Annotated in this window: 11 protein-coding genes and 1 other RNA gene; 7 read left to right on the forward strand and 5 right to left on the reverse strand. The window is 64.6% G+C overall.

The genetic code is table 11. From position 1 onward, the window contains the following. Positions 1-156: 156 nt before the first annotated feature. Positions 157-3,924 carry an ExeM/NucH family extracellular endonuclease gene (locus BW39_RS06475; protein WP_235264159.1) on the reverse strand — a complete coding sequence of 1,256 codons (3,768 nt, stop codon included), beginning with the start codon at positions 3,922-3,924 and terminating at the stop codon, positions 157-159. A 508-nt stretch (positions 3,925-4,432) separates the two neighbouring features. On the opposite strand from BW39_RS06475, the gene BW39_RS06480 reads away from it, so the two are divergent. Both BW39_RS06480 and BW39_RS06485 read left to right on the forward strand, forming a co-directional pair. Further along, the gene (locus tag BW39_RS06480; protein WP_043820614.1) at positions 4,433-4,738 is read left to right on the forward strand and encodes an H-NS histone family protein; all 306 of its coding nucleotides are present in this window, start codon (positions 4,433-4,435) and stop codon (positions 4,736-4,738) included. 96 nt (positions 4,739-4,834) lie between these two features. Next, complete coding sequence (locus BW39_RS06485) at positions 4,835-5,053, forward strand: hypothetical protein (RefSeq protein WP_013801634.1); 219 nt, start codon at positions 4,835-4,837, stop codon at positions 5,051-5,053. Between the two features lie 142 nt (positions 5,054-5,195). Here BW39_RS06485 and ssrA read toward each other — a convergent pair. The 4 genes from ssrA to ompA form a co-directional block, all read right to left on the reverse strand. Next, positions 5,196-5,573: a transfer-messenger RNA gene (gene ssrA / locus BW39_RS30110) on the reverse strand. A 12-nt stretch (positions 5,574-5,585) separates the two neighbouring features. Continuing rightward, positions 5,586-6,251, reverse strand: coding sequence for an HAD family hydrolase (locus BW39_RS06490; protein ID WP_043820616.1), 666 nt, complete (start codon positions 6,249-6,251; stop codon positions 5,586-5,588). Between the two features lie 5 nt (positions 6,252-6,256). After that, positions 6,257-6,979, reverse strand: coding sequence for a bifunctional 2-polyprenyl-6-hydroxyphenol methylase/3-demethylubiquinol 3-O-methyltransferase UbiG (gene ubiG, locus BW39_RS06495; protein ID WP_043820619.1), 723 nt, complete (start codon positions 6,977-6,979; stop codon positions 6,257-6,259). An 84-nt stretch (positions 6,980-7,063) separates the two neighbouring features. Then, complete coding sequence (ompA, locus tag BW39_RS06500; RefSeq protein ID WP_012206517.1) at positions 7,064-7,723, reverse strand: outer membrane protein OmpA; 660 nt, start codon at positions 7,721-7,723, stop codon at positions 7,064-7,066. Between the two features lie 229 nt (positions 7,724-7,952). On the opposite strand from ompA, the gene gyrA reads away from it, so the two are divergent. The 5 genes from gyrA to BW39_RS06525 all read left to right on the forward strand — a co-directional run bounded on the left by gyrA (position 7,953) and on the right by BW39_RS06525 (position 15,992). Next, entirely contained in the window at positions 7,953-10,619 is a 2,667-nt protein-coding gene (gene gyrA / locus BW39_RS06505; protein ID WP_034395021.1) for a DNA gyrase subunit A, read from the forward strand. Between the two features lie 123 nt (positions 10,620-10,742). Continuing rightward, positions 10,743-11,852, forward strand: coding sequence for a 3-phosphoserine/phosphohydroxythreonine transaminase (serC, locus tag BW39_RS06510; RefSeq protein WP_012206519.1), 1,110 nt, complete (start codon positions 10,743-10,745; stop codon positions 11,850-11,852). A gap of 19 nt (positions 11,853-11,871) precedes the next feature. Next, on the forward strand, positions 11,872-12,972 hold the full coding sequence (gene pheA / locus BW39_RS06515; RefSeq protein WP_013801628.1) for a prephenate dehydratase: 1,101 nt from the start codon (positions 11,872-11,874) through the stop codon (positions 12,970-12,972). After that, complete coding sequence (locus BW39_RS06520) at positions 12,972-13,850, forward strand: prephenate dehydrogenase (protein ID WP_043820638.1); 879 nt, start codon at positions 12,972-12,974, stop codon at positions 13,848-13,850. Before pheA ends, BW39_RS06520 begins: the two co-directional genes overlap by 1 nt. A gap of 114 nt (positions 13,851-13,964) precedes the next feature. Continuing rightward, positions 13,965-15,992 (forward strand): bifunctional 3-phosphoshikimate 1-carboxyvinyltransferase/cytidylate kinase, encoded by a 2,028-nt coding sequence (locus BW39_RS06525; RefSeq protein WP_043820624.1) that lies wholly within the window; start codon positions 13,965-13,967, stop codon positions 15,990-15,992. The last annotated feature ends 91 nt before the right edge of the window (positions 15,993-16,083 follow it).

Genomic DNA, 16,083 nt, shown 5'->3' on the forward strand with positions numbered 1-16,083 from the left:
GGCCATCATCAAGCATCGGCCTGCGGCTGCACACCAAGATCCTCTCCCACCCATCCCTCTTGCACGCAGTCGGGCAAATGCCTGTCCGCAGTTTCCCCTGCCCCAAAGCAAAAAGCCCGGCCTACACGTGGTGCAGACCGGGCTTTCACGGCAGCATCAAGGTTTGCGGCGGCGCAGACGGATGGCCAGCCCACCCATCATCAGGCTCAGCAGCGCGACCGCCCACTCGCTCAGTGACGGAATCGCCGCCGGCGTACCGCCACCGACCGCTGCAGGCAGCACCAGGGCCGAAGGGTCTTCCACACGGCCATTGGCCAGAAGATCGTCATCGCCCAGGCCGCCATCGCGCAGCACGAAGGAGACGACGCGCCCCTGCAGCGTTGCAGGTATGCGGTACCAGTGCTGCGTGGTGTTATCTGCCGTGCGGCCCCACTTCCAGTATTCGGCACCACTGGGCAGATCGTTCGGATAGGTCAGCCTGACCGTCACGAGCGCACCCGCATCACAGCCATCGGTATTGAGCTTCAGCAGCCCGTGTGGCACCACCGCCCCAGGACGTGGAGTACCCGGTGCCGCCACGACCTGCGGCGGCTCGGCCAGGCGGCAGTTGGCGCCACCGCCCACGACCTCGCCCGCAACCGCAATCTGGCTTGCTCCGGTGATGTTGAATCGATTGGCCGGGTCCACTGCGCCCGCTGCGGTCGCCAGCAGCGGATAGGTGGCCGTCACAGCCGCATGGACACCATCGCTCACGCTCAGTTGCAGGCTGGCCGGGCCGGCTGCCGAAGCCATGTACATGGCGGCGCGCAATTGCTGCGACACCTGTTCGGGGCTGCCGCGCAGTTGTATGCCGGGCTGTGCAGCATCGGCATCCTCCAGGCCCAGCACCTGTCCGCCGCTGGCAACGATGGACAGTGTCACGACGGGGCTGTCGGCATCGGCCACCACCACGTCCGCCAGATCGGCCGCCTGTCCCACCACCACGGCCTGCGCATTGGCAGGCACGCCACTGAACGAGGGCGCCTGGCCACCGAAATTCAGCCCCAGGAGAATGGGGTTGTGGTCACTGGAACGATAGGCAGTGGGCGCATAGAAGCTGGCCTGCTGATCCAGCGACTTGAACTCGACGTTGTAGTCGAGCACCTCGGGCTCCTCGGCATTGATGGCCCACTTGACCGCACGCCCCACGCTGGGCTGCAGACTGGTGCTCACCAGCACATGGTCCAGCGAACCCCACATTCCGTCGAATGCATAGGACAGACCCTGGGAGACCTTGACATAGCCGCCGGACTCCAACGTGGTGATGGGGTCTTCCTTCGCATAGGCGTTGAAATCGCCCACCAGCACCACGTGGGGGCTGGTCGCGCCTGTGGGCCGGGTTGCCAGCCAGTTGCTCAGTTGCTGGGCCGTCTTCACGCGCGCCGCGTTGTTGGCGCCCTGGCCGTCGAGCACGTCCGCATTGCCCGCGCCCCCGAGCACGCTGCCCTTGGATTTGAAATGGTTCACCACCAGCGTGAACTGCTCCGTGCTGCCGCCCACGGCAAAGGTCTGCGCAATCGGCACCCGGGCTCCGCCGATGCTTCCGTTGAAGGCATCGTAGGTAGAGACATTGGGTGCCGCTGCGCTGCCCACCGGCGTGACGCGGTCGCTGCGATAGAGGATGGCCACGGTAATGGCATCCGTGCCCGCGCCTGGCACCGTGCCTGCAGCCTCACTGAAGGGTGCCTTGACCACCGCATACACGGCGCCGGCAGGCTTGTCGGCACTCGCGTTCAAGGCGTCGGCCAGATCCTGGATGGCGCTGCCCGGGCCAAAGCCATTGTTCTGCACCTCCATCAGGCCATACACATCGGCGCCCAGCCCCAGCAGATTGGCCACGATCTTGGCGCGCTGCCTGTCCAGCTCGGCAATGCTGTTGGCGCCGCGAATGCCCTGCTGGTTGCCCAGCGGCGTGTTGAACATCACCTGGGAAGAGCCGCTTGTGGCACCGGTGAGGTTGAAGAAATTGAGAACGTTGGCCGATGCGATCTTGAGCGTGGCCGCTCCCACGGCCTGCTGCAATTCAGCAGCTGAAGGTCGCGCGGCTCCCGTGAACTGCGGCGTCTGCGTGGGCTGCACGCGGTAGCTGGTCAGATAGGGCTCGCTGGCGGCAGCATCAAAGAACTGGTCGAGCACGCCGATGACGCGGTCCACGCCATCGCCAGCGCGCAGCGTGTTGGACGCCGACAGCGGCAGGCCGCCACGACCCGGCACGAACTCGGGATTCTGGGCCCCCGAGCGATCATCGAGAATGATCTGGCTGCGCTGCAGCGTCTGCACGTAGGCTGCATAGCCCGCCACGCTGGGAGCGTTGACTTCGGTGTACTGCGCCAACGGCGTATCGGCAGACAGCGTGACATTGCCGTAGCGGCCCAGCGTGCGGTTGTCGCTCACCACCAGCTTGCCGCCTGCGGTGGCGGATGCCACCTCCACACGCATGCCTTCCAGACGCTCCCATTGCCCCATGTCGCTGACAGGCAGTGCGATGCGCACCGGCTCCGGCAAGGCCGCCGCGCCGCGGACCACGAAGTCCGTGATGGCGCTGAGCTGGGTCTGATTGCGGAACTCGCTCACCGATGCGGAAATCTGCACCAGCTTGCCCACCGTGCTTTCATCCACGCCAGGATTGGCGTTGCCGTAGTAGACAAAGATGCCCTCCGAGGTAGCAGCATCGCCATCGGAGTCCGCCGCCTCTTCCTGCACGAAGAAGCCGCTCAGTCCAGGCATATAGGCCGTCACCACGGCACTCACCGTCACCTTCTGCCCCACCAGCGGAGACTGATCGCCAGAGCCCTGGACCGCAGAAATCCTGGTGACCGGCGGCTCGCCTCCTGTCGTGAAGCCCAGCGTCGTGCCGGTCCACGCATTGCCCGAGGTATCCAGCACCGGCTCGCCCACGGAAACCAGGCTATAGGGCGTATTGACCGCCAGCCGCACACCCGCGTTGAGCGTGATGGTCGAGCCACTGAATTTCACCTGCGCCGCATCGCCAGCCTGCAGCGTTGCCACCACCGTGGCGCCCTGGCGCAGTTCGAAGCTGCCGCTACCGGGCTTCACCGCCTCATCGAAACTCAGCTTGATTTCGGGATTCAGCGCCACCCCGGTTGCCGCCGCCGCGGGAATGCTTGCCTGCAGCGTGGGCGCCGTGGTGTCGGGCAGCGCCAGGGTGATGGAGACGTCATCAATGGCCAGGCCGTGGTCGTTGCCCACATCATTGAGCTCCACCCAACGCAGCCACAGCGTGGCACCTGGCGCCCAGCCCAGGCCGCGCAGATCACCGCCCACATTGTTCACCCGCCCGGCCACATTGCCGTCCACGGCGGCAGCAGTGCCGGTGGCAACAGGCGATTGCCAATTGAAGTTCGCGCCGGCAGGCAGCCATTCAGGCACGTCGGCAAAGGTGGCTCCCATGCCGTACTCCAGCACCATGGGCTGCCGTTCCGTATTGCCACCATTGCGCCATTGCTCGCCGTTGAATCGCAAGGTGATGCCATCGACCGAGCCACCCGTGTCATTGCGCACTGCCAGCGCAATCCAACCCGCTACAGCCCCCTGGGCCGGGCTGCCAAAGTAGGCCCCGCCTGATGCCACGCCACCCAAGGCACGGTCCGCGCTCAGCCCCAGGCTGTAGAAGCTGCCGGTGTTGGAGGCACCATTGCCAGCCACATAAGAGGTGATGGATGCCAGGCTCTTGTTGAAGAGAAACCAGCCCGGCAAGGTGCTGTTATTGGCCCAGGCCAGCCCCGCCCCGGACGCGGCCAGGGTGTCGAAATCCTGCGTGTAGGTGCCGTTGAAGGGAACCTGCGCCCATACCCCGGCAGACGCCGAAAGAAGCAGGCCCGCACCATACAGGCGCCAACGATGGCGCTGCAATGGCGCACTCATCGGATTGGCCGGGTTGAAAACAAATGGAATCAGCGTGGCAGCAATGGACATGGATGCGCAATAAAAAAACAATGCGCTCCCCCCCATGGTTGCGCAACTCCCGGTTTATCGCGCATGGAGATGACCAGCCTGTGACTCGGCAGATGCTCCCCCGTCCTACGTGCAGACTCGCCTCTCACCCATCGGCCGGCCTGCGCACGGCAGGCATCATCGCCATCAGTTTCTGCACCGTTTCATTGCCGGGTCTGGGGCATTTCCTCCTCCCTCCCTCTCATTCCCCCAGGAAGCTTTCAAAAAGCACCGGCTCTTTCTTCCCAGGCCAGCGCAAGCCGCTGGCCTTTTTCTTGGGCGCACCTCGTCGCCCCAACCATCCCCATCACCTGTTCTGAACGCGCTACGTCGCTGGTGAATGCTTCTGCATCCGCACACTCTTTTTCTTACTCATAACTTACAAAATATTCATGCCCGTGATATACACGCGCATCTCCCACTGAAAATCATCATTGCCATGACATCCGACTACAAGGCCCTGCTGCAACAAAAAGCCGAGCTTGAGAAAAAAATCGACGCACTCATCCAGCACGCGAAAACCGATGCGATCGCTGAAGCAAAGGCGATGGTGCAGCAATATGGCCTGACGAAGGAAGACGTCTTCCCCTCCGCCAAGAGCAAATCCGGCAAGCCCGGCAAGGCCGGCAAGCGCAGCGTGGGAGAGCCCAAATTCCGCAACCCTGAAACCGGCGCCACCTGGACAGGCCGCGGCAAGCCGCCCAAGTGGATAGAAGGCAAGGACCGCGCAAGCCTCGCCATCTGAGGGACGACACCGGGCGCTGGCCACGCCTCCAGTCGGCACCCCCTATTCCGCCGCGATGCCATACCATGCGATTTCCAACACAAGGAGGAAACGCACATGAGCAAACAGAGCACAGAAACCCTGTTGGCAGCAGAACTGGCTGACCACTTCATAGAAGTCATCCTGTCCAACAAACCAGAGCTGCTGGTCTCGGGCATCGGCGGGGTGGCAGACCTGCACCACATACAGCATGGCGCCAAGGCCCTGGCGCATTTCCGCCTCACGCTGATCCAGGAATTGTCGCAACAGCCCATGCCCGACATGGGCAGCAGCTGAATCAACCCTGGGCCAGCCTCCTTGCCGAGCCCGCTCCCGCAGCCCGTGCGAAATCCGTGCGATTCTGACGACACCGCAGGACAGTTGAAGGCAAAAAAAACCGCCACACGCTGAGGTCATCAGTGTGTGGCGGTGTCTTGGATGGTGGAGCTGGCGGGAATTGAACCCGCGTCCGCAAGCCTTCGCCGGGCAGATCTACATGTTTAGCGTTCTGTTTTGAGTCTCGCCTCCCAAGTCGCGCAGGCGCACGCTACCCGGGATGCCAGCTTCCTTGGATCTTGCCACGTACTAAGAAGCCCAGCACGCAGCCAGCTGATGTAAATTCCCTTGCAGCCGGGAGGTATTGCTACCCCCTTGCCCAGCCCATCAGCGTGCTGTTGCAAGGCTCACCGGATTTAAGCGGCGAGTGCGAAACGTTCGTCGTTTGCAGTTAGTTTTTTGAATGGAGATTTACGAGCGTCACTCAAGCTCGACATGCACCACACCGGTCCCGAACCCACGTCGAAACCAGGACAGCCCCAAGACTCCTATCTTAGCCTCTTTCCAGCAGTTTCAAGAGCTCCAGCGGAGAATAGATTTGCGCATCCGCCTGCCACTGCAGCGTATCGCCCGCTGCGCCGAGGTAGCCGTAGCAGGCCGCCACGGTCTTCATGCCTGCGGCCTTGCCTGCAACGATGTCGCGCTCATCATCACCCACATAGACAAAACTCTGCGGCGGCAGGCCGATACGCGCGGCAGCTTCCAGCAACGGCGCTGGATGGGGCTTTGCGTGGGGCGTGGTATCACCGCTGACGATGGCACCAGCGCTTGCGAAAAGCGGCATCTGCTGCGTCAGCGGATCGGTGAAACGCATGGATTTGTTGGTGACCACACCCCAGGGCATGGATGCCGCCTGGAGCTGTGCAATGAGCTCCGGGACACCATCGAACGCATAGGTGCGCTCGGTCATGCACTGCTCGTAGTTGCGGAAAAACTCCTCGCGCATCTCCGGAAACTCCGGCGAGTCGGGCGTGAGCCCGAAGCCCACTCCCAGCATCCCCCGTGCCCCGGCGCCCGCCATGGGCCGATACCGCTCATAGGGAAGCGACTGCAGGCCACGGTCAATGCGCATCCTGTCTGCGGCCGCACCCAGGTCGGGTGCACTGTCGATCAAGGTGCCGTCCAGGTCGAACAGAACAGCTCGGACTTCTTGCCACATGCGGCTCACCCTTCTGCCCGGCGCGTTGCCAGCATGTAGTTCACCGACGTGTCCGCGCTGAGCCAGTAGCGCCCGGTGATGGGGTTGTGCTGCAGACCCTTGCTGGCCTGCAGGTCAAGGCCAGCCTGACGGGCAAACATGGCGAGTTCGCTGGGCTGGATCAGCTTGGCGTACTCATGCGTCCCCTTGGGAATCATCTTGAGCAGGTACTCAGCCGCCACAATGGCCAGACCAAAGGCCTTGGCACTGCGGTTGATCGTGGAGAAGAACACCCAGCCCCCAGGCTTGACCAGCTCGGCGCAGGCCGAGACCACGGAAGCGGGATCGGGCACATGCTCGAGCATCTCCATGCAGGTCACCACGTCAAAGGAGCCCGGCTGCTCCTCGGCCAGACGTTCCACGCTGACTTCGTGGTAGTGGATGTTCGGAGTACCCGTTTCCAGCGCATGCAACTGGGCCACACGCAATGCCTTGGTGGCCAGGTCGATGCCCACCACCTCTCTCGCCCCCTTGCGGGCCATGGAATCGGCGAGGATGCCGCCACCGCAGCCGACATCAAGGACCCTGCGGCCCTTCAAGGGAGCTTGCGCATCAATCCAGTCCAGGCGCAACGGATTGATCTGATGCAAAGGTTTGAACTCACTTTCCGGGTCCCACCAGCGATGGGCCAGGCTGGAGAATTTCTCCAGCTCCGCCGGGTCGGCATTGACGTTGATTGCGTTGCTCATGGCTCGATTGTCGGTGATTGCGACGACCGTTCGGCCATAAAAAAAGCCCCGTTGCCGGGGCTTTTGCGGGAAGCAATCGAAAGATTACTGAGCGGCGCGGGTGCCGACCACTTCGATTTCCACGCGACGGTTCTTTGCGCGGCCTTCCTTGGTCTTGTTGTCGGCGATGGGCTGCTTTTCGCCCTTGCCTTCAGTGTAGACGCGGTTCTTTTCGATGCCCTTGGACACCAGGTAAGCCTTCACAGCTTCAGCGCGGCGAACCGACAGCTTCTGGTTGTAGGCGTCAGAGCCAACGGAGTCGGTGTGACCGACGGCGATGACCACTTCCAGGTTGATGCCCTTGACCTTGGAGGCCAGGTCATCCAGCTTGGCCTTGCCTTCGGGCTTCAGAACCGACTTGTCGAAGTCGAAGAAAGCGTCAGCAGAGAAGGTCACCTTGGAAGCCACGGCCGGAGCGGGAGCCGGTGCCGGAGCGGGAGCTGCCGGAGCGGGCGTTGCGGCAGGAGCCACAGCGGCTGCCACAGGCTTCAGGGCACCGTCGCAGTCAGCTGCTGCAGTGGCGGGCGTCCAGTTGGCATCGCGCCAGCACAGTTCGTTCGTGCCGTTCTTCCACACCAGTTCGCTGGTGCCGTTTTGCCAGTTGTCGATGGTCTTGCCACCGTCAGCAGCCTTCACTTGTGCGCCAGCAGCCGTTGCGAGGGCGGCAGAGGCAAACAACATCGCCACTTTGTTCAGTTTCTTCATGGTTCTCCTCTTGGGGAAAAAGCCGCAGCAGGGCTGCGAATCTGTGGACGTTATCAGTGACCATCACCAAAAACGTTGAATTGATTGTGCCATACGTCACAAGCAGACGGACCGCCAAGCGGGCGCCAACAAGTAGGACAGCGGCGGAATTCCAGGGTTATGTTGCTCGGCTGCTACACGTCATTCGACCTAAAATGGGCCTTTTCCCGCCGTCAGAGTATCGCCACACATGACCCAGTTTGCTAAAGAAACCCTGCCCATCAGCCTCGAAGAGGAGATGCGTCGCAGCTATCTCGATTACGCAATGAGCGTGATCGTGGGCCGGGCGCTGCCCGATGCGCGAGATGGTCTCAAGCCTGTGCATCGGCGCGTGCTGTTCGCCATGCACGAGCTCAACAACGACTGGAACCGGCCGTACAAGAAGTCGGCGCGTATCGTCGGCGACGTGATCGGCAAGTACCACCCGCACGGAGACAGCGCGGTGTACGACACCATCGTGCGCATGGCACAGGATTTCTCGCTGCGCCACATGCTGGTCGACGGGCAGGGCAACTTCGGTTCGGTGGACGGGGACAGCGCGGCGGCGATGCGTTACACCGAAATCCGCCTGTCCAAGATCTCCCACGAGATGCTGGGCGACATCGACAAGGAGACGGTGGACTACGGCCCGAACTACGACGGCAGCGAGCGCGAGCCGCTGGTGCTGCCTGCGCGGCTGCCCAACCTGCTGGTCAATGGTTCCTCGGGCATTGCCGTGGGCATGGCCACCAACATTCCTCCGCACAACCTCAACGAGGTGGTGGATGCCTGCCTGCACCTGCTGCAGACGCCTCAGGCCACCATCGACGAGCTGATGGAGATCATTCCCGCGCCTGACTTCCCCACGGCCGGCATCATCTATGGCATCAACGGTGTCAAGGAAGGCTACCGCACGGGTCGCGGACGCGTGGTGATGCGCGCCAAGTGCCACTTCGAGGACATCGATCGCGGCCAGCGCCAGGCCATCATCGTTGACGAGCTGCCCTACCAGGTCAACAAGAAGACGCTGCAGGAGCGCATGGCCGAGCTGGTGCACGAGAAGAAGATCGAAGGCATCAGCCACATCCAGGACGAGTCCGACAAGTCGGGCATGCGCCTGGTGATCGAGCTCAAGCGCGGCGAAGTGCCCGAGGTCGTGCTCAACAACCTGTACAAGCTGACCCAGCTGCAAGACACCTTCGGCATGAACATGGTGGCGCTGGTCGATGGCCAGCCCAAGCTGTGCAACCTGAAGGATCTGGTCGAGGTCTTCCTGCAGCACCGCCGCGAAGTGGTCACGCGCCGCACGGTGTATGAGCTGCGCAAGGCGCGCGAGCGCGGCCATGTGCTGGAAGGCCTGGCGGTCGCGCTGGCCAATATCGACGACTTCATCGCCATCATCCGCAACGCGCCGACGCCGCCTGTGGCCAAGGCCGAGCTGATGACGCGCAACTGGGACAGCAAGCTGGTGCGCGAGATGCTCACGCGCACCCGCACCGATGGCGGCGTGGTCAACGCCGACGACTACCGCCCCGACGGGCTGGAGCGCGAATTCGGCATGCAGGCCGATGGCCTGTACCGCCTGTCCGAAACCCAGGCCCAGGAAATCCTGCAGATGCGCCTGCAGCGCCTGACCGGCCTGGAGCAGGACAAGATCGTCGCCGAGTACAAGGACGTGATGTCCGTCATCGAGGACCTGCTGGACATCCTGTCCAAGCCCGAGCGCGTGTCGGCCATCATTGGCGACGAGCTCAAGCAGATCAAGGCCGAGTTCGGACAGAGCAAGGTCGGCGCCCGCCGCAGCACGGTCGAGTACAGCGCGCAGGACCTGTCCACCGAGGACCTGATCACGCCCACCGACATGGTGGTCACGCTCAGCCACACGGGCTACATCAAGAGCCAGCCGCTGTCCGAGTACCGCTCGCAAAAGCGCGGCGGACGCGGCAAGCAGGCCACGGCCACCAAGGAAGACGACTGGATCGATCAGCTGTTCATCGCCAACACGCACGACTACCTGCTGTGCTTCTCCAACCGCGGCCGCCTGTACTGGCTCAAGGTCTGGGAAGTGCCCGCAGGTTCGCGCGGCTCGCGCGGACGCCCCATCGTCAACATGTTCCCGCTGCAGGATGGCGAGAAGATCAACGTGGTGCTGCCGCTGACGGGCGAGTACCGCAGCTTCCCGGCCGACCACTATGTGTTCATGTCCACCAGCATGGGCACCGTGAAGAAGACGGCGCTGGACGAGTTCTCCAACCCGCGCAAGGCCGGCATCATCGCCGTGGGCCTGGACGAGGGCGACTTCCTGATCGGCGCAGCCCTGACCGACGGCAAGCATGACGTGATGCTGTTCAGCGACGGCGGCAAGGCCGTGCGCTTCGACGAGAACGACGTGCGTCCCATGGGCCGCAACGCGCGCGGCGTCAAGGGCATGAACCTGGAAGAAGGCCAGAGCGTGATCGCCATGCTGGTGGCCGAGGACGAGTCGCAAAGTGTGCTCACAGCCACCGAGAACGGCTACGGCAAGCGCACCTCCATCGTGGAGTACACGCGCCATGGCCGCGGCACCAAGGGCATGATTGCCATCCAGCAGTCCGAGCGCAACGGCAAGGTCGTCGCCGCCACCCTGGTGCATGCCGATGACGAAATCATGCTGATCACCGACACTGGCGTGCTGGTGCGTACCCGGGTCTCGGAAATCCGCGAACTGGGCCGCGCCACCCAGGGCGTGACGCTGATCTCCCTGGACGAAGGCGCCAAGCTCGGCGGCCTGCAGCGCATCGTTGAAAACGATGCCAACGAAGTCGAGGACGAGGCCACGGGCGAGGAGGCCACGGGCGGCGACGAAGCCGCTGCCGAAGGCACGGGCGAGCCCGCCTGATGACCCAGCCGCCGCTGGGGCTGCCTCCCGCACCGGGAGCGCAGCCCCAGCGGCGGCCCAGATTTTTGACAGTTGCAGGCACCGCCCGAACTGGCGCCTGCGCGTGACTTGACAGTGAACTCCATGAACCGCCCTTACAACTTCTCCGCCGGCCCCGCCGCCATTCCCGCCGAAGTGCTGCAGCAGGCAGCCGCCGAAATGCTCGACTGGCACGGGTCCGGCATGAGCGTGATGGAGATGAGCCACCGCGGCAAGGAGTTCATCTCCATCTATGAACAGGCCGAGGCCGACCTGCGCGAGCTGCTGGCCGTACCGCCCGAGTTCAAGATCCTGTTCATGCAGGGCGGCGGTCTGGCCGAGAACGCCATCGTTCCCCTGAACCTGTCGCGCGCCGGCACGGTGGACTTCGTGCTCAGCGGCAGCTGGAGCCAGAAGTCGGCCAAGGAAGCACGCAAGTACGTGGCCGACGCGCACATCGCGGCCAGCGGCGAGGACGGCAAGTTCACCGCCCTGCCCGCCCCCGAGAGCTGGCAACTGAGCCGCGGCGCCAGCTACGTGCACATCTGCAGCAACGAAACCATCCATGGCGTGGAGTTCCAGGAGCTGCCCGACCTGAAGGCGCTGGGCTGCGATGCTCCGCTGGTGGTTGATTTCTCCTCGCACGTGGCCTCGCGCCCCGTCGATTGGAGCCGCGTGGGCCTGGCGTTCGGCGGCGCGCAGAAGAACCTGGGCCCGGCCGGCCTGACCCTGGTCATCGTGCGCGAGGATCTGCTGGGCCACGCCCTGCCGGCCTGCCCTTCGGCCTTCGACTACAAGACCGTGGCCGACAACCAGTCGATGTACAACACGCCGCCGACCTGGGGCATCTACATCGCGGGCCTCACGTTCCAATGGATCAAGCGCCAGACCGAAGGCGGCCTGACCGGCGTGGCTGCCCTGGAGGCGCGCAACATCGCCAAGGCCGACCTGTTCTACCAGTACGTGGACCAGTCCTCGTTCTACGTGAACAAGGTCGCTGCCAATTGCCGCTCGCGCATGAACATCCCCTTCTTCCTGCGCGACGAATCGCGCAATGACGCCTTCCTGGCCGGAGCCCGGGAACGCGGCCTGCTGCAGCTCAAGGGCCACAAGTCCGTCGGCGGCATGCGTGCCAGCATCTACAACGCCATGCCCATCGCTGGCGTGCAGGCGCTGGTGGAGTACATGCGCGAATTCGAACAGCGCAACGCCTGACCGACCCACACTCCCGCCCATGAGCACCACACCCCAAGCCTCTCCCGATCTGGCGCATCTGCGCGTGCAGATCGACGATATCGACCAGCAACTGCTGGACCTGCTGAACCGACGTGCCCGCGTGGCAGAGCAGGTCGGCGAGGTCAAGAAGCGTGAAGGCACGCCCTTCTTCCGCCCGGACCGCGTGGCCCAGGTCATCCAGAAGATCGAGTCCGCCAATCCCGGCCCGCTCAAGAACGGCCATGTCTCGGCCATCTGGCGCGAGATCATGTCGGCCTGCCTGGCACTGGAGTCGCCCCAGCGCGTGGCCGTGCTGGGCCCGGCGGGCACGTTCTGCGAGGAAGCCGCCATCCAGTACTTCGGCGGCGCGGCCGATCTGATGTACTGCAACAGCTTCGACGAGGTGTTCCACGCCACGGCCGCAGGCAGCGCGCAGTACGGCGTGGTGGGCGTGGAGAACTCCAACGAAGGTGTGGTCACGCGCTCGCTGGACATGTTCCTGCACACGCCCTGCCACGTGGTGGGCGAGGTCAGCCTGCTGGTGCGCCACAACCTGCTTCGCAGCAGCAACACGACCGAGGGCATCGAGGTCGTGGCAGCCCATCCCCAGGCCCTGGCACAGTGCCAGGGCTGGCTGGCCAAGCACCTGCCGCATGCCGAGCGCCGCCCGGTGTCCAGCAATGCCGAAGGCGCTCGCCTGGCGGCGCTGCACCCCAACATCGCCGGCTTGGCCAGCGAACGCGCGGCCCAGCAATTCGGCCTGCATGTGGTGGCGCATGCCATCCAGGACGATGCCTACAACCGCACGCGCTTCGCCGTCATCTGCCTGCCGCACACGCTGGCCACGCCCTCGCCCAGCGGCCAGGATTGCACCAGCATCATCATCTCCGTGCCCAACCGCCCCGGCGCCGTGCATGACCTGCTGGTGCCGCTCAAGAGGCACGGCGTGTCGATGACGCGCTTCGAGTCGCGTCCCGCGCGCACCGGCCAGTGGGAGTACTACTTCTACATCGACCTCGAAGGCCACCCGGCACAGCCCAACGTGGCCAGCGCGCTGGAAGAGTTGCGCGGCCTGTGCGCCTTCTACAAGGTGCTGGGCACCTACCCGGTATCCAAGTGATGCAGCCCTTTGAACAACTGGGCCTGATCGGCTGCGGCCTCATGGGCGGCTCGTTCGCCCTGGCGCTCAAGCAGGCAGGGCTGGTCAAGCGCGTCGTGGGCTACAGCAAGTCGCCTTCGACGACCGAACGCGCTCGCCAGATGGGCGTCATCGATGTGGAGGCCCCCTCCGCCCTGCTGGCCGCCGCCGGTGCCGACCTGGTGCTGCTGGCCGTGCCCGTGGCGGCGACCGAGGCCACGCTCAAGTCCATCAAACACTTGGTCACGCCCGAGATGATGATCATGGACGTGGGCTCCACCAAGGTCGATGTGGTGCATGCCGCCCGCTCGGCCCTGCGCGACCAGCTCGGCTCCTTCGTGCCGGCCCACCCCATTGCAGGCAAGGAAGTCTCGGGCGTCGAGCACTCCGACCCCCAGCTGTACAAGGGCGCACAGGTCATCCTGACGCCCACCGAACGCACGCTGACCGACCACCTGCAAAAGGCCCGCTCCTTGTGGGAACTGCTGGGCTGCCGCGTGCGCGCCATGTCGCCCGAAGCCCACGACAGCGCCTTTGCCACGGTCAGCCACCTGCCGCATCTGCTGGCCTTCGCCATGATGCAAAGCGTGATCACCCAGCCCGACTCCGACGACGTGCTGTCCCTGGCCGGCCCCGGCTTCCGCGACTTCACGCGCATTGCCGCAGGCGATCCCAAGATGTGGCGTGATGTGCTGCTGGCCAACAGCGAGCAGGTTCTGGCACAGTCGCGCCAGTTCCAGCAGGCGCTGCAGCAACTCGAATCCCTGATCCAGGGCGGTGACGGACAAGGTCTTGAAGACCGCCTGACCCTGGCCAGCGCCGCGCGCGCCCATTGGCGCATGGGCGCTCCGCGCCGCTGACGCGCGACGCAGGGCAAGCGCCAGACGCAAGCCCGGCGCACCCAAAGCGCTCCTGTGCATTGCGGCCGGCGCGGCCGCAATGCCTCCCGACAGCCTGTTTGCCTCCGAATTGCCATGTTCAGTACCGCCTTTCTCGATATCCCCCCTCTTTCCCGCGCGCAGGGCACGGTGAGCCTGCCGGGCTCCAAGAGCATCTCGAACCGCGTGCTGCTGCTCGCGGCACTGAGCCAGGGCACGACCGTGGTCCACGACCTGCTTGACTCGGACGACACGCGCGTCATGCTCCGGGCCCTGCAGCAACTGGGCTGCACGGTGGAGCCCACGACCATCACCCTCGGCCAGCCCGTGCGCATCACCGGCCTGGGCGGCGTCCTGCCCTCTGGCGCCAGCGCCGAACTGTTCATGGGCAACGCCGGCACGGCCATGCGGCCGCTGACGGCAGCCCTGTCCGTGCTGGGCGGCGACTTCAAGCTCAGCGGCGTGCCGCGCATGCATGAGCGCCCCATCGGCGATCTGGTCGATGCGCTGCGCCAGCTCGGCTGCCGCATCGACTATCTGGGCAACGAGGGCTTTCCTCCGCTGCACATCCGCCAGCCCGATTTCTCGCAGTTGCCGCACAGCCCCATCCAGGTGCGTGGCGATGTCTCCAGCCAGTTCCTGACCTCGCTGCTGATGGCGCTGCCGCTGCTGGCCAACACGCGCGACATCACCATCGAAGTCGTGGGCGAGCTGATCTCCAAGCCCTACATCCACATCACGCTGGAATTGCTGGCCCGCTTCGGCATTGCCGTGCACAACGAGAACTGGCAGCGCTTCACCATCCCGGCCGGCAGCCGCTACAGCTCGCCGGGCGAGATCCATGTCGAGGCAGACGCCTCGTCGGCCAGCTACTTCATCGCACTGGGCGCCATCGCCTCGGACAGCGCCGAAGGCATCCGCATCCTCGGCGTGGGACTGGACTCCATCCAGGGCGATATCCGCTTTGTCGAGGCCGCGCGCGCCATGGGCGCCGAGGTGGAAGGTGGCCCCAACTGGCTACGCATCCGCCGTGGCGCATGGCCGCTCAAGGCCATCGACCTGGACTGCAACCACATCCCCGATGCCGCCATGACGCTGGCCGTCATGGCCCTGTATGCCGATGGCACGACCACGCTGCGCAACATCGCAAGCTGGCGCGTCAAGGAAACCGACCGCATCGCGGCCATGACCAAGGAGCTGCGCAAGCTGGGCGCCGACGTCGAGGAGGGTGCGGACTACATCCGCATCACGCCGCCCGCGTCCACCGCCGCATGGCGTGCGGCCAGCATCCACACCTATGACGACCACCGCGTGGCCATGTGCTTTTCGCTGGCGGCCTTCAATCCGGCCGCCCTGCCCGTGCGCATCGAAGACCCCAAGTGCGTTGCCAAGACCTTCCCCGACTACTTCGAGGCCCTGTTCTCGGTCTGCGAGACGGCCCGCGCGCGCATTCCCGTGATCTGCATCGATGGCCCCACGGCCTCGGGCAAGGGCACGATTGCCGCCGAGGTCGCCCAGGCTCTTGGCTACCACCTGCTGGACTCGGGCGCGCTGTACCGGCTCACGGGGCTGGCCGCATCGCGCGCCGGCCTGGTGCTGGATGAACCGCACGCCCAGCAGATCGCCGTGCTGGCGCGTGAGCTGCCCGTGCGCTTTGACGCCGAGCAGCGCATCTGGCTGGGTGACGAGGATGTCACCCTCATCCTGCGCAGCGAGGAGTCGGGCATGAACGCCTCGCGCGTCTCGGCCCTGCCTGCCGTGCGCGACGCACTGGTGGACCTGCAGCTGTCCTTCCAGCAGCTTCCGGGGCTGGTTGCCGATGGCCGCGACATGGGCACGGTGATCTTTCCCCATGCTCCCCTCAAGGTCTATTTGTCGGCCTCCGCCGCCTGTCGCGCCGAGCGCCGGCATAAGCAGTTGATTTCCAAAGGAATTGCCGCTAACATAAGCGCCCTTCGGGCTGACCTTGAAGCACGCGATGCGCGGGACATGAACCGCAGCGTCGCACCGCTCAAGCCCGCCCAGGATTCCATGCTGCTTGACAGCTCCGAACTCTCCATCGAAGAGGTGGCAGAGCAGGTGCTTTCGTGGTGGCAGGAACGCCAGCCGTTCGGCCGCGACTGATTGCCAGTTGCGCCGCACGTCGGCAAACCCGCCCTCCGGGCCCAGACATGGCGGCACCGCCCCATGTACGGCCCGAGGTCCATAGACTCCA

The sequence above is a fragment of the Delftia sp. RIT313 genome (assembly GCF_000632165.1).
GTDB lineage: Bacteria > Pseudomonadota > Gammaproteobacteria > Burkholderiales > Burkholderiaceae_C > Comamonas > Comamonas acidovorans.